Consider the following 1,081-nt stretch of genomic DNA (forward strand, 5'->3'; position numbering starts at 1 on the left):
CTGATCGCCGTCGCTCGCGACGTGGCACGTGACGACGCCGCCCCGCCCCCGCCGGAGGCGCTGCTCGGCCGTCTCGGCGACGACTGGGTAAACCGGCTTCAGCGCTGGTCGGCGGTGGCGCAAGGCCCAGGCGCCAGTCCCCTGGTATTGGAGGCAGAGCGCCTCTATCTACGCCGCTACTGGCGCAACGAACAGCGGGTCGCCAGCGCCATTGCCGCGCGGCTGTCGACGCCCGGCACTCCAACCAAGGATCATCCAACCGAGGACGCTCCAACCGAGGATCATCCGACCGCCGACGGTGACGCCGCCCGCCTGCGTCCGGTGCTGGATACGCTGTTTCCCCCGTCCGATCCGCGTGCCGACCAGGCCGCCTCCCAGAAGCTCGCCTGTGCGCTGGGCGCACGCGCGCCCTTCGCGGTGATCACCGGCGGCCCAGGCACCGGCAAGACCACCACCGTCATCCGCCTGCTGGCGCTGTTGCAGACCCAGGCCATCGCTGAGCGGGGCGCCCCCCTGGCGATGCGCCTGGCCGCCCCCACCGGCAAGGCGGCGGCGCGACTCAGCGAATCCATTCGCGACCAGATCGCCGCCCTCGACGAACTGCCGCTGCCGGACGCCGCCCAGGTACGCGCCTCGATTCCCCACGAGGTCTCGACCCTGCACCGGCTGCTCGGCGCCCGGCCCGATACCCGTCACTTCCATCATCATCGCCTCAATCCCCTGCCACTGGACATGGTGGCGGTGGACGAGGCGTCGATGGTCGACATCGACATGATGGCGGCACTGCTCGACGCCCTGCCGCCCCATGCACGCCTGGTGCTGCTCGGCGACAAGGACCAGCTCGCCTCGGTGGAGGCCGGCGCGGTCCTCGGCAACCTGTGCGCTCGGGCCGAACAGGGCCACTACCGCAACGATGTCAGCGACTGGCTCGAAGCGGCTACCGGCCTTTCGTTGCCCGAGGCCCTGCACGACGGCGACGGCCGGGCGCTGGATCAGTCCGTCGCCATGCTGCGCCACTCCTTTCGCTTCGATGACGCCAGCGGTATCGGCCAGCTCGCCCGCGCCATCAACGCCGGCGACA

1 protein-coding gene is annotated in these 1,081 nt (G+C 71.0%); it reads left to right on the forward strand.

Annotation, left to right across the window (positions count from 1 at the left end):
• A partial coding sequence (gene recD / locus NH448_RS23475) for an exodeoxyribonuclease V subunit alpha (protein ID WP_253029606.1) occupies nt 1-1,081 on the forward strand: 1,081 nt, incomplete at both ends.

It is taken from the genome of Halomonas sp. OfavH-34-E (assembly GCF_024124525.1).
GTDB lineage: Bacteria > Pseudomonadota > Gammaproteobacteria > Pseudomonadales > Halomonadaceae > Halomonas > Halomonas litopenaei.